Consider the following 19141-nt stretch of genomic DNA (forward strand, 5'->3'; position numbering starts at 1 on the left):
ATGTCCTGGACGTCGAGGCGGAGAGGATTCGCATGAGGATCGGCAGACAACAGGAACGACGGGAACGCCAGGAGCAGCATGGGCAGCAGGTGCGACTGGGCAAGGCTCTGGTAGTCGGCGGCTGCGTGGCCGCACTCGGTTTCGCACCGTCGGCGGCCGTCGCCACCCCCGGCAGCGGGGTGAGCGGCACGGTGGTCGCGAAGGGCACGTCGACCGGGAAGTTGAAGGTCAAGACGCCGAGGGGCCGTACGGATGTCACCTTCCGGACGATCACCGTGGAGCCGGGCGGCTCCACCGGCTGGCACACCCACAGCGGTCAGTTGATCGCCGTCGTCAAGTCGGGGACGCTGACGCGCACACTGGACGACTGCTCGGTCGAGGTGACGCCCGCGGGTACGTCGTTCATCGAGCCGGCCGGCGCCCACCACCGCCACATCGGACGTAACCTCGGCACCGAGCCGGTCGTGCTCTGGGTGACCTATCTCCTGCCCGAGGGCAGTGCGCTCTCCGACGACGCCGATGTGGTGGACTGCGGCGCGAAGAAGTGACATGGCGTGAGACGCTCGCACACCGCCGTCGCCGGCCGTCGGTCGGCGAGCGTCTCCCCGTAGGCCTTCTGATCCGCTCGGCGCCCACCGCTGCGGATCAGGAGTGCAACCGAGGGGAGCCCCTCTCCCGAGGCGCGGCGGACGGCAACGCGACAGCGTCCGGTCCGTGCCCGACGACCACTTCGCCGCCTGTGTCGTCGCCGCCGACGGATCCGACGAGCGAGATCCCCGTCGACGGGACGGCCGGCGCCGACGCGCGGACGCCGGGAGCGATGATGGACGGGTGCGACTCGAACCGATCACCTGGGAACGGCTGGCCGAAGCGTTCGCCGCGCACGCCGACGGGCTGAGGCCGGCCGACGGCGGGCCGTGGCTCAAGGTCGCCGTCGACGGCGCTCCGGCCGCCCGCACCGGAGAGCTGGCGGAGCGTGTCGCCGAGGCGCTGCGGATCCGCGGTCGTGCGGTGTTCGTCGTCTCCACCCAGGGGTTCCTGCGCCCGGCGAGTCTGCGGTACGAGTACGGCAAGGAGGACCCCGACTCGTACTTCGACAGCTGGTTCGACACGGGTGCGCTCTGGCGCGAGGTCTTCGGGCCGCTGGAGGCGGGCGGCAGCGGACGCGTGCTGCCCGATCTCTGGGACCCGGCGACGGACCGGGCGACCCGCAGCCCGTATCAGCGGCTCCCGGAGGGCGGAGTGCTGGTGGTCCACGGGCCGTTGCTGCTCGGGCACTGGTTCCCGTTCGACGTGAGCGTCCACCTGCGGCTCTCGCCGGGCGCTTTGCGGCGGCGTACCGAGGACAGCGAGCGGTGGACCCTGCCCGCCTTCGCGCGGTACGAGGACGAGGTGGCACCCGCCGGGCGTGCGGACGCGGTCGTCCGGGCCGACGATCCGCTCCACCCGGCCTGGACCGGTCTGCCCCAGGAGGGTTAGAGGCTGTCCCGTCCGGAAAAGGCCTCGGGGTCACATGCCGGGGCGGCCGCCGACGGTCGTGACCGCCTCGGCGCCCGACCGGCAGCCCGCCGCCGCGGCCGTGGCATCGTCCGCCCCGGCCAGCCACGCGGCAAGGAACCCTCCGGTGAAGGCGTCGCCCGCCCCCGTCGAGTCCACCGCTCCGTGCACCGGGACCGCCGGGACGCGCCCGGTCACCGTTCCTCCGGTGGCCAGCAGGGCTCCCTCCTCGCCCAGGGTGACGACGACCTTCGGAACCAGGAGGCTCAACTTCGCCGCGGCATCGGCCGTTTCGGGGAGGCCGGTGAGCAGCCGGGCCTCGTCCGCGTTCGGCAGCAGCAGCTCCGTCCCCTCCACGGCCGCCAGGAAAGGGCCGACGCCGAGCTCGGCGAGGAAGCCCGCGGAGGCAGGGTCCACGCTCGCCGGGATGGCACGCCGCCGGGCCTCCCGCAGGGCGAGCAGGGCCGTGGCGCGACTCGTGGCGGCGAAGAGAAGGTAGCCGGAGACATGAAGATGCGCGATGCCGTCGAGCATCGAAGGCGACCAGTTGTCGGGGGCCAGACGCAGCACGGCGCCGCTGTCGGTGAGGAAGGTGCGCTCGGCGGTGGAGTCGACGAGCGCGACGACGGTGGCGGTCGGCGCCTCGTCGTCCACGGCCAGCAGCGGACGTACTCCCGCCCGGCGCAGCACATCCTCGTGCCAGCCGGCGGAGTCGGTGCCCACCCGTGCCAGCAGCCGTACGTCCCGGCATCCCGAACGCACCGCCCAGCAGGCGACGTTGGCACCGGCCCCACCCGGCAGTGTGCTGATCCTGGCCACCGTGTCCGTGCCGTGGACGAGAGGCCCGCCGTGCCGCGCCACCACGTCCGTGACCACGTCCCCGACGACGAGAAGAGCGCCGCCGGTCATTGCGCGGCCGCCTCCTTCGGCCCCGCGGTTCCGTGTCCCGCGGCGGACCGGGCAACCGCGATCCGCGCGGCAAGGGACACGTTTCCGCGCACGGCCGCCAGGTTGGCCTCCAGCGAGGCCCCTCCGGTGTGCTGCATCAGGTGGTCCAGCAGGAACGGCGTGACGGCCTGCCCCACGATGCCGCGCTCCCGGCACGCGTCCAGTGCCTGAGCCAGCACCCGGTCGTGCAGGGCGGGATCCAGCTGATCCTTCTGCGGGACAGGGTTGGCGACGATCAGTGCCGCGGCGGGGCCGCCCAGGGTCTCCCTGGCCCGCATCACCTCCACGACCTCCTCCGGGGAACGCACCGTCCAGTCGACGGGCTCGCCCGAACTGCTCAGATAGAAGCCGGGGAAGTGCTCCGTGCCGTAGCCGAGCACTCCGACCCCGAGCGTCTCCAGGCGCTGCAGCGTGGCCGGGACGTCCAGGATCGACTTCACGCCGGCGCACACCATCGTGATGTCGGTGCGGGCGAGCAGCCGGAGATCCGCGGACTCGTCCTGGGTCGAGGTCCAGTCCCGGTGTACGCCGCCGAGGCCGCCGGTCGCGAAGACGCACAGGCCCGCGCGGGCCGCGAGGAACGCGGTCGCGGACACGGTCGTCGCCCCGCTCGCACCGGCCGCCAGCGCCGGTGCCAGGTCCCGGTGCCCGAGCTTCCGCATCGCCGGATCCTCGGCAACCCTTTCCAACTGGTCCTTGTCCAGGCCGATATGGGCTCGTCCGTCCAGTACGGCGATGGTCGCGGGGACGGCGCCCCCGGACCGCACGAGCTCCTCCAGCTCTTCCGCGACCTGCCGATTCCGGGGGCGCGGCAGGCCGTGGGCGATGATCGTCGACTCCAGGGCCACGGCGGGGCGGTGCGTGGCGAGGGCTTCCTGCACCTCGGCTGAGAGGACCGGTACGTACGGGTGGGTGTTGTCCGGCGCATTCAGTGACATGTCCACATCCCTGTCGCGGCCGGGCTTCCCTCAAACGTGACCCGGGGCCCGAACAGCCGCCGGACCGTGCGGCACGAGCTGGACCGGTCCGGCTCCCTCCGGCCGGTCCTGATCGCGAGACGTCCTGCGGCGGTCGCTAGGGTGACCGGCCATGACCACATTTGATCAAGCTCCCGCCTCCTTCGCCGTACACGTCCCCGACGCCGAGCTCGAACCGGAGCCGCTCGACCCCGGGCAGATCGTGTCGGGCGAGCCCGTGGTGACCGGCAAGGTGCTGTGGGAGTCCGCCGACGGCAAGCAGGTGCGGGGCATCTGGCAGATCACGCCGGGCGTGGTCACCGACACCGAGGCCGACGAACTGTTCGTGGTCGTCAGCGGGCGCGCGACCGTCGCGGTCGAGAACGGCGCGACACTGCAGATCGGTCCGGGCGACGCCTGTGTCCTGCGCGAGGGCGACCGTACGACCTGGACCGTGCACGAGACGCTGCGCAAGGCGTACCACATCAGCCTCTGAGGACCCGAGGTCCGTCCCGGGCCCGGCCCTGCCGCGCCTTGCCCGGTCCGGCCGGGGGTGCCTCGCCCTGCGGACCTCGTCCTGCGGTGTCCGGGCTGCGGATCCCGCCCGGTCAGGCCGCGGCGGGCCGGGCCAGCGCGCGGCGCAGCGTGAGTGCCGCCATCGGCAGCAAGAGGCACGCGCCGACCGCGTTCAGCCAGCCGTAGCTCGCCTGGGAGACGATCACCCCGGCGACCGCGCCGCCGATGCCCGCCGCCGTGTTCATGGTCAGGTCCGAAAGGCCCTGCACGGCGGCGCGGGCGGGCTGCGGTACGGAGTCGGTGAGCAGCGCCGAACCGGCGACCAGCCCCGCCGACCAGCCGAGACCGAGCACGAACAGCCCGGCGGCCGTCCGGCCGTGGCTGGGGCCGGCGGTGCCGGCCAGCAGCGCGGCGCACGACAGCAGCCCGGCCGCCAGCCCGATCACGGTGAGCCGTCCGAACTTGTCGGAGAGCCAGCCCATCACCGGCGAGAACGCGTACATGCCCGCGATGTGCCCGCTGATGACCAGGCCGATCAGCTCGAGGTCCGCGCCGTGGTGGCCCAGGTGGACCGGGGTCATCACCATGATCGAGACCATCGCGGTGTGCGACACGGCAACCGTCAGCAGCGCCAGCCGGGCCATCGGCGAGGCCCGCACCGCCGCCAGGCCCGCACGCAGCGAACGGCCACCCGCGGAACTGCCCTCCTGCGGCGCCAGCGCACGTGCGGTGAGCAGCGGATCGGGCCGCAGCAGCACCCCGACCACCACCGCGGCGAGCAGGAAGATGGCCGCCGCCATGAGGAACGGTCCGGCCGTCTCGGATATGGATGTGCCACGGAAGACATGACCCGCCGGAGCCGCGATGTTGGGCCCGAGGACCGAACCGATCGTGGTGGCCCAGATGACGGTGGAGATCGCTCGTCCTCGGCGTTCCGGCTCGGCCAGGTCGGCGGCGGCGAACCGGGCCTGCAGATTGGCCGACGAACCGGCACCGAACGCGGCCATGCCGAGCAGCAGCAACGGGAAACTGCCCACGACGGTGGCCAGGACCACCAGGGCCGCGCCGAGCGCGCCGATCAGATAGGCCAGCACGAGGCCGGGGCGCCGGCCCCGCGAGGCCATCAGCGCGGCCAGCGGCAGCGACAGCAGCGCTGTACCGGTAACCGACGCCGTCGGGGCGAGACCGGACAGCGCCTCCGAGCCGCTCACCTCCGTCGCCAGTACAGGGGCCAGGGCGATTCCGATGGGTACGCCGAGCCCGCCGAGTATCTGGCTGGCGATGAGCACTGCCGACGTACGGCGCCGCAAGGCAGGGAGTTCCGCCGCGGTGACGGGACAACCGGGCCCGGTGGGGGTGTCAGGTGCGTCGAGGGCGTTGGTCACTGACAGAGTGTGCCAGCTCGCATGCAGGTGCGAAAACAGGTCCGGGGAGGGCGGCCGTGGCGAGCGCCCTCAGAACAGTGGCTGCGGCAGGACGCCCTCCAGCGCCAGCAGCTGCCGCTTGGTCTCCAGGCCGCCGCCGAAGCCGCCGAGCCCCCCGTCGCTCTCCACCACCCGGTGGCACGGAACCACCACCGGCAGCGGGTTGGACCCCATGGCCGTCCCGACCGCCTGGGCCGCTCCCGGCTGCCCCACACGCCTCGCGAGATCCCCGTACCCGACGACCGTTCCGTACGGCACGCCCGCCGCGAGCTCGCGGAGCACCTGACGGTTGAAGCCCGACGTCAGCGACCAGTCCAGCGGGAGGGAGAACTCCCGCAACGAACCCGCGAAGTACTCGGCGAGCTGGCGTATCGGCTCGGTGAGGCGGGCGGAGCCAGGTGTCTCCACCGGCTCCGCGCCGAGCCGCGCCCGCAGCTGCCCGACCGCCCTGTCCCGCACCGACGGGCCGGCGTGGAAGACGACGCTCACCAGCCCCGTGCCCGTCGCGGCGAGCAGCAGCGGCCCGATGTCGCTGCCGACGACGGCCCACTCGACCGTCCCACCGGCGCCGTCGCGGGCATCCCCGTTGCTGTTCATGGAAACCACCGTACGGCCGGCCACTGACAGCGGGGGAGGAGGTGCTCCGGCCGGCCGTCAGTCGGTGGCCCTGCGCACCACGTCAGGGGTGTTGGTGATGATCCCGTCGACGTGGAATCCGTCCACCTTCCTGGCGGTGGCCGCGTCGTCGACCGTCCATGTGTTGACCCGGAGCTTCCTGCCGTGTGCGCCCTTCAGCGCGTGCGCTGCCGCCACATAGCGGGAGCTGATCGACGCGTACGACGGGTTGATCTGGTCGGTGAACGCCGCGTACGCCTTCAGATCGGCAACCGCGGGGGTGCCGAGGAAACCGGTCGTGACGTCGGGACGCTGCTGGTGCACCTTCTTGATGCTGCCCGCGCTGAAGCTCTGGATCACCAGCCGGTACCTGACGTGACCCGGGTTCAGCCACCCCTTCTGGCGCAGTACCCGCAGTGTCTCCTTCTCGATGCCCGGGTAGCTCTGCGGGCTCTTGATCTCCAGCAGCAGGTTCTGGTCGTTGCGCTCGATCCGGTCCAGGTACTGCGCGAGCGTGGGGACACGGGTCCCGGCGTACCGGGCGGCGAACCAGCTGCCCGCGTCCAGCCGGGCGATCTCCGCGGCCGTGAAGTCCTTGACCGCCCACGGTGCGCGCTTGGGGAAGACCTTCTCGACGTCGGTGGTCCGCTTCAGATCGGTGTCGTGGATGACGACCAGCACTCCGTCCTTGGTGCGCTGGACGTCGTTCTCCATCCAGTCGAAGCCGAGGTGGTTGGCCCGGTCGACGGCGGCCAGAGTGTTCTCCGGCGCGTACGCCGATGCGCCCCGGTGGGCGAGGACGACCGGGGCACCGGGCGTCGGAATGGCCCGCGTGTTCACGACGGTCCGGATGACCTTCTCCGTGCTCGTGTCCATGCGCGCACCCGCAGCCGTGTCCGTTCCGGAATCCGTGGCCTGCGAGTGGGGGATCAGCAGCAGCGCGCCGGCGCCCAGGAGAGCGGCAGCGGCGAGGGAGGCGGTGGCGGTGCGTGCGTACACGTGTACTCCTTGCGTCAGAGTTCCGTCCGGGCCGAGGGTGACAGCCGCCCCCGAACGACGGACCGGCGAAGGATGGCCACCACATGAACGGAAGAGCCGAGACCGGGTCTCTGGCCGATTGAGCTGCCGATAAAATGCAGGTCTTCTGTTTGTTTGCCGGGCAATGCGCCTTAGGGTCACCCCGAACCCGGGCTTCACTCGAAGGGCGTACGAGCATGCAGGGCACAATCGACGGCTTCAGCTATGGGATGGTGACGCCCGCTGCGGCCTTCCTGATGGCGTGCCTCGGCGCGGCCCTGGGGTTGCGTTGCACGACGCGGTCGCTGCGGACCGAGCGCTCCTTCAAGGCCGTCTGGCTGGCGCTCGGGGCGACGTCCATAGGCTCCGGCATCTGGACGATGCACTTCATCGCGATGACGGGATTCAGCGTCGATGAGGTGCCGATCGGTTACGACGTCCCGATCACCTTCGCCAGCCTGGCCGTCGCGATCGTCATGGTCGGTATCGGCATCTTCATCGTCGGGTACCAGGGCACGACCTGGATGGCCATGGTCACCGGCGGCACCATCACCGGTCTCGGCGTGGCCACCATGCACTACCTCGGCATGGCAGGAATGCGTCTCCGGGGGCAGTTCGAGTACGACACGTTCACCGTCGCGCTCTCCGTCGTCATCGCCGTGGTCGCCGCGACGGTCGCACTCTGGGCGGCCGTCTCCATCCGCGGCTTCCTGCCCAGCCTCGGTGCCAGCGTGGTGATGGGGGTGGCGGTGAGCGGGATGCACTACACGGGCATGGCCGCGCTCAGTGTCCATCTGCACCCTGCCGTCACCGGCAACGCGGCCGACAGCCCGACCGCACCCCTGATCCCGCTGCTGATCGGCCCCGGCTGCTTCCTCCTGCTCGCCGCGGTGGTCGTGATGTTCGACCCCTTGATGGTGATGGGCGACCCCGACCGGACCGACCCGGCGGGACACGGCGCCCACCGCATCGACCGGGCCCCCGGCATCCCCGTCCAGCGGCAGGTGCCGAGGACCGGCACCTACGCGGATCCGGCGTCCTTCCGGTCGCAGCGTCAGCACACCCCGCCGTCGCGGGAGCGGTGACCGGACCCCGGTTGTCAGTGGGGGGTCGTACGGTGGTTCCATGCGGCCCGTTTCGAAGATCGAACGTTCGGTGGCGCCTTTCGAGGTCGTCAGTTCCTACCAGCCCAGCGGCGACCAGCCCACGGCCATCGCCGAGCTGGAACGGCGCATCCGGGCAGGTGAGAAGGATGTCGTGCTGCTCGGCGCGACCGGCACCGGGAAATCGGCGACCACCGCCTGGATGATCGAGAAGCTCCAGCGCCCGACCCTCGTGATGGCGCCGAACAAGACCCTCGCGGCCCAGCTGGCGAACGAGTTCCGCGAACTGCTCCCCAACAACGCCGTCGAGTACTTCGTCTCCTACTACGACTACTACCAGCCCGAGGCGTACATCCCGCAGTCGGACACGTACATCGAGAAGGATTCGTCGATCAACGACGAGGTCGAGCGGCTGCGCCACTCCGCGACGAATTCGCTGCTCACCCGCCGTGACGTGGTCGTGGTCGCCTCGGTCTCCTGCATCTACGGCCTCGGTACGCCACAGGAGTACGTGGACCGCATGGTCCCGCTCAAGGTGGGCGACGAGATCGACCGCGACCAGTTGCTGCGCCGCTTCGTGGAGATCCAGTACACCCGCAACGACATCGCGTTCACCCGGGGCACCTTCCGGGTGCGCGGCGACACCATCGAGATCTTCCCGGTCTATGAGGAGCTCGCCGTCCGCATCGAGATGTTCGGCGACGAGATCGAGGCGCTCTCCACCCTCCATCCGCTCACCGGTGAGGTCATCAGCGAGGACAACGAGCTCTATGTCTTCCCCGCCAGCCACTACGTGGCGGGACCCGAGCGCATGGAGAAGGCGGTCAACGGCATCGAGCAGGAGCTGGAGCACCGTCTCGCCGAGCTGGAGAAGCAGGGCAAGCTGCTGGAGGCCCAGCGGCTGCGGATGCGCACCACGTACGACATCGAGATGATGCGCCAGATCGGCACCTGCTCCGGTATCGAGAACTACTCGATGCACATGGACGGCCGCGAGCCCGGCACCGCCCCCAACACCCTCCTCGACTACTTCCCCGAGGACTTCCTGCTCGTCATCGACGAGTCGCATGTCACCGTGCCGCAGATCGGCGCGATGTACGAGGGCGACGCCTCCCGCAAGCGCAGCCTCGTCGAGCACGGCTTCCGGCTGCCGTCCGCCCTCGACAACCGCCCCCTGAGGTGGGAGGAGTTCGTGGAGCGGATCGGCCAGACCGTCTATCTCTCCGCCACCCCGGGCAAGTACGAGCTGTCCCGCGGCGACGGGTTCGTGGAGCAGATCATCCGCCCCACCGGCCTCGTCGACCCGGAGGTCGTCGTGAAGCCCACCGAGGGCCAGATCGACGACCTGGTGCACGAGATCCGCAAGCGCACCGAGAAGGACGAGCGGGTCCTGGTCACCACCCTCACCAAGAAGATGTCCGAGGACCTCACGGACTACTTCCTGGAGCTGGGCATCCAGGTCCGCTATCTGCACAGTGACGTCGACACGCTGCGCCGCATCGAGCTGCTGCGAGAACTGCGCGCCGGTGAGTACGACGTACTGGTCGGGATCAACCTCCTGCGCGAGGGGCTCGACCTTCCCGAAGTGTCCCTGGTGGCCATCCTCGACGCCGACAAGGAGGGCTTCCTGCGTTCCGGGACGTCTCTCATCCAGACCATCGGCCGCGCGGCCCGCAATGTGTCCGGCCAGGTCCACATGTACGCCGACAAGATCACCCCGGCGATGGAGAAGGCCATCGACGAGACCAACCGCCGCCGGGAGAAGCAGATCGCGTACAACACCGAGCGTGGCATCGATCCGCAGCCGCTGCGTAAGAAGATCAACGACATCGTCGCGACGATCGCCCGCGAGGAGATCGACACCGAGGAGCTGCTCGGCACCGGCTACCGCCAGGCGAAGGGCGACAAGGCCCCGGTCCCCGCACTCGCGGGCAAGGCGGGCAAGGCGGGCAAGGCGGGGAAGGCGGCCGGCGGCAAGAAGGTCGGCGCGGTGGTCACCGACCGGCCGGCGACCGAACTCGCCGGGATCATCGAGGAGATGACCGACCGGATGCGGGCAGCCGCCGCGGACCTGCAGTTCGAGGTGGCCGCCCGACTGCGCGACGAGGTCGGCGAGCTGAAGAAGGAGCTGCGCCAGATGCGCGAGGCGGGCCTGGCCTGATCTGCCGCACCGGTGTGTGTTGCAGGACCGACACAAAAACGGTCCAGGGCTGCTGCGCCTTCGGCGTGACTGCGTAGGGTGCTGGGAAACCGCGCACGGACGGTTGCGGGGCTAGGGGAGAGGGGACAGCGCGTGACGGTCAACATGACCAAGGGTCAGGCCATCAGCTTGCAGAAGAGCGACGGGGGGACCCTGACCGCGGTACGGATGGGACTCGGCTGGCAGGCGGCGCCGCGCCGCGGTCTGTTCGGCTCGCGCACGCGGGAGATCGACCTGGACGCGTCGGCCGTGCTGTTCGCCGACAAGCAGCCGGTCGACGTGGTCTTCTTCCGCCACCTCGTCAGCGACGACGGGTCGGTCAAGCACACCGGCGACAACCTGGTCGGCGGTGCCGGTTCGGGCGGCGACGACGAGGCGATCCTCGTCGACCTGCAGCGGGTGCCGGTCCACATCGACCAGATCGTCTTCACGGTGAACTCCTTCACCGGTCAGACGTTCCAGGAGGTGCAGAACGCCTTCTGCCGCATCGTCGACGAGACCAACGGCCAGGAGCTTGCCCGCTACACCCTCGACGGCGGCGGTCAGTACACCGCCCAGATCATGGCCAAGGTGCACCGCGTCGGCGCCGGGTGGCAGATGACGGCCCTCGGTAACCCGGCCAACGGCCGTACGTTCCAGGACCTGATGCCGGCGATCCTGCCGCACCTGTAGGCACGGCCGGACCGATCGGGTCCGTATCGGTACGCGCAGCTCCCGGAGGCATCGGCCGCCGGGAGCTGCACCACATGCACCGCACCACATGCACCGCACCACCGGCCCGGCATCGCGCGGCACGGCGGATCGTGGCGGCGGACCGCGCATCATCAACTCGTCGAGGGGACAGGGCAATGACGGCCGAGCTGGTCCGGGGGCAGAACCACACCTTGCCCCAGACCCGTCTGGAGATCCGGGTGTCGGCCGGTACGCCCGTCGTGGCCGGTGCCACGCTCGGAGACGAGCGGGGCACGGTGCACGGCATCGAGTGGATCGCCCACCCGGGCTCGCCCCAGCTGCCCGGACTCGAGGTGTCCAAGCAAGCCGCCGCCGACCACCGGCTGGCCGTGGACCTCGACGCCGTGCCTGCCGCGGTGCACCGCGTCACCGTGCTGCTGGCCCTGCCCATGGAGGCCGGCGGTCCGGTCAGATTCGGCGCCGTCGCCGCGCCGTTCGTCGCCGTCACCGGCCTCGAGGGCACCGAGATCGCCACCTTCACCCTCACCGGCCTGGACGCCGAGTCCGCGGTCGCCGCCCTGGAGATCTACCGTCGGCAGGGCGACTGGAAGGTCCGCGCGGTCGGCCAGGGATATGCGGGCGGTCTGGCCGCGATGCTCGCCGACCAGGGGGTGACCGGAGCGGCGGAGCTGGCCCGGTCGATCCACGAGGCGGTCGCCCGGGGCATGGCCCGTTCGGTGGCGCCGCCCCCGCCCCGCACCCCGGAGGGGGACCGGGTCCGCCACACTGCGGCGATCGGCGATCCGGCCCCGCCCGTCGCCCCGTCGGCCGGCCACGCGCCCACCCCGCCCACACCCGCCACAGGCGGCCCCACCACGGACTCCACCGCGGGCGGCCCCACCGCCGGGCCGAGCGCGGGCCCCACGGGGCCCATCAACTACGCGCACCCACGCCGCCAGGCGACTGCGCCCCCGCCGCCCCCGCCCACCGCACCGTCCGCCGAACCTGGCCGGCCCGCGCAGCCCGTTGCCGGGGACGCGACGGGCTGGTCCATGGAGGAGCGCCTCTACAACCAGGTCTGGGGCATGTTCGAGGACCTGGCCCGCACCACCGCCGCCTACCGCAGCGCCGTCGACTTCGCCGAGTCCCGCATGGACCAGGAGCTCGACCGGGCGCTGTCCGATCCGCGCAGCAGGATCGGCGGGGCGGGCGACCGCGCCCGCCATGAGGCCCGCGCCAAGCGTGACCAGCTGACCGACCGGGCCCGTGAGGCACTCGACCGCGATCTCGCGCAGCTCGCCGCCGAGTCCGCTGTCGTCGAGCCCGCGCTCCCCGCCGCGTTCGCAGCCTGGGACAACCCCGTCTGGCATGCCTACCGCGTCCCCATGGAGATCCCCATGGCCTTGCGGATCGGCGACCTCCATCTGCCCGAGGACCCCGACCTGCACATCCCCCTGCTCGTACGGCTGCCGCTCGAGCGCGGCATCTGGGTCGACAGTGGGCGCACGGCATCCGAAGCCGCGGCTCTGACCGATACGGACCGGCTCCGCCGCCTCGCCATGGACAACGCGGTCGCGCACGCCGCCCGGCTGCTCGCCGTCTACCCCGCGGGCGAGTTCTCCGTCCATGTCATCGACGCCGCGGGCTCGGCGGCGACAGCACTCGCACCTCTGGTGAACTCCGGTGTGCTCGCCGGGCCGCCCGCCGCTGGTGCCGGGGGAGTGGCATCGGTCCTCGCCCGTCTCACCCGACGGGTCGATCTGGTGCAGATGGCGATCCGGGCCGGCGCCGCCGACTCGCTCCCGCCGGACCTGGACACGGCCGAGCAACTCCTGATCGTCAACGACTTCCCGCACGGCTTCGACGACCGGGCCGTCACCCAGTTGCGCTATCTGGCCGACGAGGGGCCCTCGGTCGGCGTTCATCTGCTGATGGTCGCGGACCGGGAGGACGCGAGTGCCTACGGGCCGGTGCTCGATCCGCTGTGGCGGTCGCTGCTGCGAATCACCCCGGTCGCCGACGACCACCTGGCCGATCCCTGGGTCGGCCATGCCTGGACGTACGAGCCGTTGCGGACGCCGGCCGACAGCCGGGTGCTGGAGCAGGTTCTCGCCCAGGTTGCCGCTGCCCGGCGCACCGGCCGACGACTGTAGGGCAACGGTCTCTCAGACATCCCTGACCTGGTCCCTTGGGTGATCTTTACCCTGGGCTTTACCTTTTCTTGGTGTTCCCTGTACTGTTTCTTGGACGGAGGGGAGTACTCCCATACGCGACGTGCCCGTCAGTACGGACTGTGACCGGTCCCGGGGCGTCGGCCCGTGGTGCGCAGCCCGTGCGCCCGGGTGGAAGAGACCTCCGGCAGCGACGACGCTGATCAGTAGCCGTAGCGAACTGCCGGAGGCGCAGTGGACGTTTCAGGAACCCTCTGGGTGCTGACCATTCTTGGTCTGTCAGCCCTTATTGCCATCGACTTCTTCATCGGGCGCAAGCCACATGACGTGACGACGAAGGAAGCCGGAATCTGGACGATCGTCTGGATCGCGCTGGCCGCCCTTTTCGGGCTCGGCCTGCTGTTCTTCGGCGAGACCCAGGCGTCGGGCGAGTTCTTCGCCGGCTTCATCACCGAGAAGTCGCTCAGTGTCGACAACCTCTTCGTGTTCGTCCTGATCATGGCCAAGTTCTCGGTGCCCTCCCACCTCCAGCAGCGCGTGCTGCTCGTCGGTGTGCTGATCGCCCTGGTGCTGAGAGCGATCTTCATCGCCGCGGGCGCCGCGGTCATCGCCAACTTCTCGTGGGTCTTCTACATCTTCGGCGCGTTCCTGATCTACACCGCCTGGAAGCTCATCCAGGAGGCGCGGGCCGACGAGGAGGAGGACGAGTTCGAGGAGAACCGACTCCTCAAGTCGATCGAGCGCCGCTTCGGTGTCGCCGACAGGTATCACGGCACCAAGCTGTTCATCAGGAACAACGGCAAGCGCGTCCTGACCCCGCTGATGGTCGTCATGCTCGCCATCGGCACCACCGATGTGCTGTTCGCGCTGGACTCGATCCCTGCGATCTTCGGCCTGACCCAGGACCCGTACATCGTCTTCACCGCCAACGCCTTCGCACTGATGGGGCTGCGGCAGCTGTACTTCCTCATCGGCGGTCTGCTGAAGAAGCTGGTGCACCTCAGCTACGGGCTCTCGGTCATCCTCGGATTCATCGGCGTCAAGCTGGTGCTGCACGCCCTGCACGAGTCCGGGGTCCATGTCCCCGAGATCTCGATCCCCGTCTCGCTCGGCTTCATCTGCGCGGTACTGGTGATCACCACGATCACCAGCCTCATCGCCAACAAGAAGCAGGAGGCGGCCGTGGCCGCCGAGGCCGACCGGGCGGCGGAGAAGGATTCCAGCATCGACGCCTGATCCGGGCGGGGGCAACAGGGGCGGGCGGCTGAGCCGCCCGCCCTTTCCTCACCAGCCGCGTGCGCGCCACTCGGGCAACTGCGGTCGCTCGTCACCGAGCGTCGTGTCGTGGCCGTGGCCCGGGTATACCCAGGTCTCGTCGGGCAGCTGGTCGAAGAGCTTGGTCTCCACATCGTGGAGCAGGCTCGCGAACGCCTCGGGATCCTTGTGCGTATTGCCGACCCCGCCGGGGAAGAGGCAGTCCCCGGTGAACAGGTGCGGAGCGCCGTGCGGATCGTCGTAGACGAGCGCGATGGAGCCCGGGGTGTGGCCGACCAGATGGCGGGCGGTCAGCGTGACCTGCCCCACCCGGATCGTGCCGTTGTCGTCGACGAGGACATCGGTCGGGACCGGGATGCCTTCGGCGTCGTACCGCCCGGCGTAGGTACGCGCACCGGTGGCCGCCACCACCTCGGCCAGCGCCTGCCAGTGGTCGCCGTGCTGATGGGTGGTGACGACGGACGCGATGGAGTCGTCACCGATCAGCCGCAGCAGGGTTCCGGCCTCGTTGGCCGCGTCGATCAGGAGCTGCTCGCCGGTGGCCCGGCAGCGCAGCAGATAGGCGTTGTTGTTCATCGGGCCGACGGCGACCTTGGAGATCATCAGATCCGTCAACTCGTGTACATCCGCACGTCCGCCGACCTTGACCGCTCCGCTGTACGTCATACGCCTCAGCCTATAGCGGGGGCAGTACGGGGAGGTGGCCACCGTCCACGGTGAGTGCGGACCCGTCGCGACGCCCGGAGAGCCAGCCCAGCAGCTCAGGCGCCGGGCCGCGGACCACGACGGGGCTGCCTTCCGCGCCGCCGCCCGTGGTCCAGAACTTGCCGTTGTCGGCGGCGACGCCCGTGGACACGACCTCCGGGTGCCGGCCGAACCGCTCCGCGAGGAAGTCGATCTCGCGGGCCACGAACTCGTCCGGCAGGTCCTCCAGCTCGTAACCGATGCCCAGGTCGACATGGTGCAGCTCGACCTCGATCCAGCGGCGGAAGGGGAGGCGGGACGCCGAGTCCGTCACGCCGTTGCGCATCGTGATCGTGCGCGACCAGTCCGCCGGCTCGGCGGCCGCGGCGAGGAAACGGGCCGCGCTCTCGCGCACATCGGCCAGCTGTTCGGCGAGCGGCCGGGGTGCGTCACGCTCGATGTCACGGTCGCGGGTTTCGCTGTCTGCGTACATCGGGCGGCTCTGGAGAACATTTACGAGCGCGTCGGCGTTACGAGATAGGTGCGCAAGAACATGGCCCCGGCTCCAGCCGGGCAGCCGCGACGGCTCGGCGACTGTGACGCTGTCCAATTTGCCCGTTGCACTGAGGAGCCGATCGGTCGCTTCACGTACGGCTTCCAGGTCGCGCGCATGATCAATCATGTGGCCGAGCCTAGCGCCGCCACTCATTCGGGTGAAGGAGATATCAGCGGTCCGTAAATCGAATGCGCGTGCTATACGCTCGGACTCGAAAGCTTCGTACATCGCTGTGGCGCCCCCCATACCCTGGGACGGGGGCTCAGTTCCCCCACTTCTCTCTAGAAAGGTGCGGACCGGCGTGGTCGACCGTCTCATCGTCCGTGGCGCTCGCGAGCACAACCTCAAGAACGTCTCGCTCGACCTCCCCCGCGACTCCCTCATCGTCTTCACCGGGCTCTCCGGGTCGGGCAAGTCATCGCTGGCGTTCGACACGATCTTCGCCGAGGGCCAGCGGCGATACGTGGAGTCGCTCTCCTCGTACGCCAGGCAGTTCCTCGGTCAGATGGACAAGCCGGACGTCGATTTCATCGAGGGCCTGTCGCCCGCCGTCTCGATCGATCAGAAGTCGACCTCGCGCAACCCGCGCTCGACGGTCGGCACGATCACCGAGGTCTACGACTACCTGCGACTGCTCTTCGCCCGGATCGGCAAGCCGCACTGTCCCGAGTGCGGCCGGCCGATCTCCCGCCAGTCGCCGCAGGCCATCGTCGACAAGGTGCTCGCCCTGCCCGAGGGCAGCCGCTTCCAGGTGCTGTCGCCGCTGGTGCGCGAGCGCAAGGGCGAGTTCGTCGACCTCTTCTCCGATCTGCAGACCAAGGGCTACAGCAGGGCCAGGGTCGACGGCGAGACCATCCACCTCGCCGAGCCGCCCAAGCTCAAGAAGCAGGAGAAGCACACCATCGAGGTGGTCATCGACCGCCTCACGGTGAAGGACGGCGCCAAGCGCCGGCTGACCGACTCGGTCGAGACCGCGCTCGGACTCTCCGGCGGCATGGTCGTGCTCGACTTCGTCGACCTCCCCGAGGACGACCCCGAGCGTGAGCGGATGTACTCCGAGCACCTCTACTGCCCGTACGACGACCTCTCCTTCGAGGAGCTGGAGCCGCGCTCCTTCTCCTTCAACTCGCCCTTCGGCGCCTGCCCCGACTGCACGGGCATCGGTACGCGGATGGAGGTCGACCCGGAGCTGATCGTCCCCGACGAGGAGAAGTCCCTCGACGAGGGTGCGATCCACCCCTGGTCGCACGGCCACACCAAGGAGTACTTCGGACGGCTGATCGGCGCCCTCGCCGACGCCCTCGGATTCCGTACGGACATCCCGTGGGCCGGACTGCCGCAGCGCGCGAAGAAGGCCCTGCTGCACGGCCACAAGATCCAGACCGAGGTCCGCTACCGCAACCGCTACGGGCGCGAGCGCGCCTACACCACCCCGGCCTTCGAGGGTGCGGTGCAGTTCGTCAAGCGGCGGCACTCCGAGGCCGAGAGCGACTCCAGCCGAGAGCGCTTCGAGGGCTACATGCGCGAGGTGCCCTGCCCGACCTGTGAGGGCACGAGGCTGAAGCCGATCGTCCTCGCGGTGACGGTGATGGAGAAGTCCATCGCCCAGGTCTCCGCGATGTCGATCAGCGAGTGCGCCGAATTCCTCGGCCGGTTGAAGCTGAACGCCCGCGACAAGAAGATCGCCGAGCGGGTGCTGAAGGAGGTCAACGAGCGGCTGAGGTTCCTGGTCGACGTCGGCCTCGACTACCTCTCGCTCAACCGCGCGGCAGGCACCCTGTCCGGCGGCGAGGCGCAGCGCATCCGGCTCGCCACCCAGATCGGCTCCGGCCTCGTCGGCGTGCTGTACGTGCTGGACGAGCCGTCCATCGGGCTGCACCAGCGTGACAACCACCGGCTGATCGAGACCCTGGTCCGTCTCCGTGACATGGGCAACACGCTCATCGTCGTCGAGCACGACGAGGACACCATCAAGGTCGCCGACTGGGTCGTCGACATCGGCCCGGGCGCCGGTGAGCACGGCGGCAAGGTGGTCCACTCCGGATCGCTCAAGGAGCTGCTGGCCAACGACGAGTCGATCACCGGCCACTATCTGGTCGGCAAGAAGTCCATTCCGATGCCCGACATCCGGCGCCCGGCCGACCCGACCCGTCGGCTCACGGTGCGCGGGGCCCGGGAGAACAACCTCCAGGACATCGACGTCTCGTTCCCGCTCGGCGTACTCACGGCGGTCACCGGAGTCTCGGGCTCGGGCAAGTCGACGCTGGTCAACGACATCCTCTACACCCACCTGGCGCGCGAGCTGAACGGCGCCAAGTCGGTCCCCGGCCGGCACACCCGGGTCGACGGTGACGACCTGGTCGACAAGGTGGTGCACGTCGACCAGTCGCCCATCGGCCGGACGCCCCGGTCCAACCCGGCGACGTACACCGGAGTCTTCGACCATGTACGCAAGCTGTTCGCCGAGACGATGGAGGCGAAGGTGCGCGGCTATCTGCCGGGCCGCTTCTCCTTCAACGTCAAGGGCGGCCGCTGCGAGAACTGCTCCGGCGACGGCACGATCAAGATCGAGATGAACTTCCTGCCGGACGTGTACGTCCCGTGCGAGGTCTGTCACGGGGCGCGGTACAACCGGGAGACCCTGGAGGTCCACTACAAGGGCAAGTCCATCGCCGAGGTGCTGGACATGCCGATCGAGGAGGGCCTCGAGTTCTTCGAGGCCGTCCCGACGATCGCCCGTCACCTCCGTACGCTCCACGAGGTGGGCCTCGGATACGTCAGGCTCGGCCAGTCCGCGCCGACGCTCTCCGGCGGTGAGGCGCAGCGTGTGAAGCTCGCGAGCGAGCTGCAGAAGCGCTCCACCGGTCGCACGGTCTACGTCCTGGACGAGCCGACCACCGGACTGCACTTCGAGGACATCAGCAAGCTCATCAAGGTGCTGTCCGGGCTGGTCGACAAGGGCAACTCGGTGATCGTCATCGAGCACAACCTCGATGTCATCAAGACCGCGGACTGGGTCATCGACATGGGCCCGGAGGGTGGCAACGGCGGTGGGCTGGTCGTCGCCGAAGGCACGCCGGAGCAGGTCGCCATGGTCCCGGCGAGTCACACCGGCAAGTTCCTGCAGGGCGTCCTGGACCCGGTCCGGGTGAGCGAGGCGGCAGTTCCGGCGGCGCGCAAGCCGGTACGGAAGGCGGCGGCGAAGACGGTGGCCGCCAAGTCGTCCCCGGTGCGGAAGACGGCGACGGCGAAGACGGGCTCGGGCACGGCGGCTGCCGCGAAGAAGCCCGCAGCGAAGAAGGCGACGCGCACGCGCAAGGCCTGACCCGCGCGGTGTCGAGAGGGCGGTTCCCGGACGGGATCCGCCCTCTCGCGTAGAGCTGTGACCAGGCGCGATCGTCCAGAACCGGCCCGGCCGCATCGCTGTCCCGCTCCGCCGGTATCGTCACTTCTGTCACCGATGCCTGTGGTGCCCCTGGTGCCCCTGGTGCCCCTGGTATCCCCGGA

16 protein-coding genes are annotated in these 19141 nt (G+C 69.9%); 9 read left to right on the forward strand and 7 right to left on the reverse strand.

What is annotated here, in order from left to right; translation table 11 throughout:
• Positions 1-32 precede the first annotated feature (32 nt).
• Together OG963_RS32880 and OG963_RS32885 are read left to right on the forward strand one after the other, a co-directional pair.
• The gene (locus OG963_RS32880; RefSeq protein WP_371799754.1) at positions 33-548 is read left to right on the forward strand and encodes a cupin domain-containing protein; all 516 of its coding nucleotides are present in this window, start codon (positions 33-35) and stop codon (positions 546-548) included.
• 283 nt (positions 549-831) lie between these two features.
• The gene (locus OG963_RS32885; RefSeq protein ID WP_093771791.1) at positions 832-1479 is read left to right on the forward strand and encodes a uridine kinase; all 648 of its coding nucleotides are present in this window, start codon (positions 832-834) and stop codon (positions 1477-1479) included.
• 30 nt (positions 1480-1509) lie between these two features.
• On the opposite strand, the gene OG963_RS32890 is transcribed toward OG963_RS32885, so the two are convergent.
• Positions 1510-2406, reverse strand: coding sequence for a PfkB family carbohydrate kinase (locus OG963_RS32890; protein ID WP_319325391.1), 897 nt, complete (start codon positions 2404-2406; stop codon positions 1510-1512).
• The gene (locus OG963_RS32895; RefSeq protein ID WP_093771795.1) at positions 2403-3383 is read right to left on the reverse strand and encodes a pseudouridine-5'-phosphate glycosidase; all 981 of its coding nucleotides are present in this window, start codon (positions 3381-3383) and stop codon (positions 2403-2405) included. The genes OG963_RS32890 and OG963_RS32895 overlap by 4 nt, the downstream gene beginning before the upstream one ends.
• Positions 3384-3534: 151 nt before the next feature.
• Here OG963_RS32895 and OG963_RS32900 point away from each other — a divergent pair, with 151 nt between their 5' ends.
• On the forward strand, positions 3535-3897 hold the full coding sequence (locus OG963_RS32900) for a cupin domain-containing protein (RefSeq protein WP_362270913.1): 363 nt from the start codon (positions 3535-3537) through the stop codon (positions 3895-3897).
• A gap of 112 nt (positions 3898-4009) precedes the next feature.
• On the opposite strand, the gene OG963_RS32905 is transcribed toward OG963_RS32900, so the two are convergent.
• The 3 genes from OG963_RS32905 to OG963_RS32915 all read right to left on the reverse strand — a co-directional run bounded on the left by OG963_RS32905 (position 4010) and on the right by OG963_RS32915 (position 6955).
• The gene (locus OG963_RS32905) at positions 4010-5302 is read right to left on the reverse strand and encodes an MFS transporter (protein WP_093771797.1); all 1293 of its coding nucleotides are present in this window, start codon (positions 5300-5302) and stop codon (positions 4010-4012) included.
• Between the two features lie 69 nt (positions 5303-5371).
• Positions 5372-5938, reverse strand: coding sequence for a methylated-DNA--[protein]-cysteine S-methyltransferase (locus OG963_RS32910; protein ID WP_093771799.1), 567 nt, complete (start codon positions 5936-5938; stop codon positions 5372-5374).
• Positions 5939-5995: 57 nt separating this feature from the next.
• The gene (locus OG963_RS32915; protein WP_093771801.1) at positions 5996-6955 is read right to left on the reverse strand and encodes a glycerophosphodiester phosphodiesterase family protein; all 960 of its coding nucleotides are present in this window, start codon (positions 6953-6955) and stop codon (positions 5996-5998) included.
• A 215-nt stretch (positions 6956-7170) separates the two neighbouring features.
• Between OG963_RS32915 and OG963_RS32920 the strand changes: the two genes are divergently transcribed.
• The 5 genes from OG963_RS32920 to OG963_RS32940 all read left to right on the forward strand — a co-directional run bounded on the left by OG963_RS32920 (position 7171) and on the right by OG963_RS32940 (position 14355).
• Positions 7171-8058 (forward strand): MHYT domain-containing protein, encoded by an 888-nt coding sequence (locus OG963_RS32920; RefSeq protein ID WP_093771803.1) that lies wholly within the window; start codon positions 7171-7173, stop codon positions 8056-8058.
• A 40-nt stretch (positions 8059-8098) separates the two neighbouring features.
• Positions 8099-10237 (forward strand): excinuclease ABC subunit UvrB, encoded by a 2139-nt coding sequence (gene uvrB, locus OG963_RS32925; protein ID WP_371799755.1) that lies wholly within the window; start codon positions 8099-8101, stop codon positions 10235-10237.
• 132 nt (positions 10238-10369) lie between these two features.
• On the forward strand, positions 10370-10948 hold the full coding sequence (locus tag OG963_RS32930; RefSeq protein ID WP_030919738.1) for a TerD family protein: 579 nt from the start codon (positions 10370-10372) through the stop codon (positions 10946-10948).
• A 176-nt stretch (positions 10949-11124) separates the two neighbouring features.
• The gene (locus OG963_RS32935; RefSeq protein WP_371799756.1) at positions 11125-13101 is read left to right on the forward strand and encodes a TerD family protein; all 1977 of its coding nucleotides are present in this window, start codon (positions 11125-11127) and stop codon (positions 13099-13101) included.
• A 252-nt stretch (positions 13102-13353) separates the two neighbouring features.
• Positions 13354-14355, forward strand: a complete 1002-nt coding sequence (locus OG963_RS32940) for a TerC family protein (protein ID WP_030919744.1) — start codon at positions 13354-13356, stop codon at positions 14353-14355.
• A 48-nt stretch (positions 14356-14403) separates the two neighbouring features.
• On the opposite strand, the gene OG963_RS32945 is transcribed toward OG963_RS32940, so the two are convergent.
• Both OG963_RS32945 and OG963_RS32950 read right to left on the reverse strand, forming a co-directional pair.
• Positions 14404-15060 carry an MBL fold metallo-hydrolase gene (locus OG963_RS32945; RefSeq protein WP_030919748.1) on the reverse strand — a complete coding sequence of 219 codons (657 nt, stop codon included), beginning with the start codon at positions 15058-15060 and terminating at the stop codon, positions 14404-14406.
• Positions 15061-15070: 10 nt separating this feature from the next.
• The gene (locus tag OG963_RS32950) at positions 15071-15760 is read right to left on the reverse strand and encodes a maleylpyruvate isomerase family mycothiol-dependent enzyme (protein WP_371799757.1); all 690 of its coding nucleotides are present in this window, start codon (positions 15758-15760) and stop codon (positions 15071-15073) included.
• A gap of 175 nt (positions 15761-15935) precedes the next feature.
• On the opposite strand from OG963_RS32950, the gene uvrA reads away from it, so the two are divergent.
• Positions 15936-18959, forward strand: a complete 3024-nt coding sequence (gene uvrA, locus OG963_RS32955; RefSeq protein ID WP_093771811.1) for an excinuclease ABC subunit UvrA — start codon at positions 15936-15938, stop codon at positions 18957-18959.
• Positions 18960-19141 lie beyond the last annotated feature (182 nt).

This window comes from Streptomyces sp. NBC_01707 (assembly GCF_041438805.1).
In the GTDB taxonomy this organism is placed as follows: Bacteria; Actinomycetota; Actinomycetes; order Streptomycetales; family Streptomycetaceae; genus Streptomyces.

Bases quoted from the DNA above. Each gene is read 5' to 3' on its own strand.
- OG963_RS32945 (WP_030919748.1), bottom strand. From the start codon at position 15,060: ATGACGTACAGCGGAGCGGTCAAGGTCGGCGGACGTGCGGATGTACAC.
- OG963_RS32920 (WP_093771803.1), top strand. From the start codon at position 7,171: ATGCAGGGCACAATCGACGGCTTCAGCTATGGGATGGTGACGCCCGCT.
- OG963_RS32880 (WP_371799754.1), top strand. From the start codon at position 33: ATGAGGATCGGCAGACAACAGGAACGACGGGAACGCCAGGAGCAGCAT.
- uvrB (WP_371799755.1), top strand. From the start codon at position 8,099: ATGCGGCCCGTTTCGAAGATCGAACGTTCGGTGGCGCCTTTCGAGGTC.
- OG963_RS32900 (WP_362270913.1), top strand. From the start codon at position 3,535: ATGACCACATTTGATCAAGCTCCCGCCTCCTTCGCCGTACACGTCCCC.
- OG963_RS32935 (WP_371799756.1), top strand. From the start codon at position 11,125: ATGACGGCCGAGCTGGTCCGGGGGCAGAACCACACCTTGCCCCAGACC.
- OG963_RS32890 (WP_319325391.1), bottom strand. From the start codon at position 2,406: ATGACCGGCGGCGCTCTTCTCGTCGTCGGGGACGTGGTCACGGACGTG.
- OG963_RS32950 (WP_371799757.1), bottom strand. From the start codon at position 15,760: ATGATTGATCATGCGCGCGACCTGGAAGCCGTACGTGAAGCGACCGAT.
- OG963_RS32895 (WP_093771795.1), bottom strand. From the start codon at position 3,383: ATGTCACTGAATGCGCCGGACAACACCCACCCGTACGTACCGGTCCTC.
- OG963_RS32910 (WP_093771799.1), bottom strand. From the start codon at position 5,938: ATGAACAGCAACGGGGATGCCCGCGACGGCGCCGGTGGGACGGTCGAG.